The sequence below is a fragment of the Neisseria sp. P0001.S005 genome, assembly GCF_051963715.1.
The window spans coordinates 1-554 of the sequence record NZ_JBQCTZ010000524.1; the positions used below are offsets into that span (position 1 = coordinate 1).

The 554-nt window shown below is 47.1% G+C and carries 2 protein-coding genes; both read left to right on the forward strand.

Going from position 1 to position 554, the window contains the following annotated elements; all coding sequences use genetic code 11:
- Positions 1-273, forward strand: a 273-nt coding sequence (gene rplU, locus ACTHSP_RS21450; protein WP_440346933.1) for a 50S ribosomal protein L21, incomplete at its 5' end; no start/stop codon positions are given.
- A gap of 27 nt (positions 274-300) precedes the next feature.
- A partial coding sequence (rpmA, locus tag ACTHSP_RS21455; protein ID WP_440346934.1) for a 50S ribosomal protein L27 occupies positions 301-554 on the forward strand: 254 nt, incomplete at its 3' end.

Genomic DNA, 554 nt, shown 5'->3' on the forward strand with positions numbered 1-554 from the left:
AAAGTTTCCGTTGGCGAAAAATTGAAAGTAGAACAGATACCAGCCGAACTCGACAGCCAAATCGAACTGACTGAAGTTTTGATGATTGCTGACGGCGAATCTGTAAAAGTAGGCGCACCTTTTATCGAAGGCGCAAAAGTAACAGCTAAAGTCGTTGCTCATGGTCGTGGCGAGAAAGTACGCATTTTCAAAATGCGTCGTCGCAAACACTACCAAAAACGCCAAGGCCATCGCCAAAATTTCACCCAAATCGAAATCGTGGCAATCGCCTAATTTCAAGTAAGTTCAGGAGTATTACAAATGGCAAGTAAAAAAGCAGGCGGTAGCACCCGCAACGGTCGCGATTCAGAAGCCAAACGCTTGGGCGTTAAAGCCTACGGCAACGAGCTGATTCCGGCAGGCTCTATCATCGTTCGTCAACGTGGTACTAAATTCCACGCAGGTGACAACGTAGGCATGGGCAAAGACCACACTTTGTTTGCTAAAGTCGACGGTTACGTTGAATTCAAAACCAAAGGCGCGCTGAACCGTAAAACCGTCAGCATCCGTCCTTA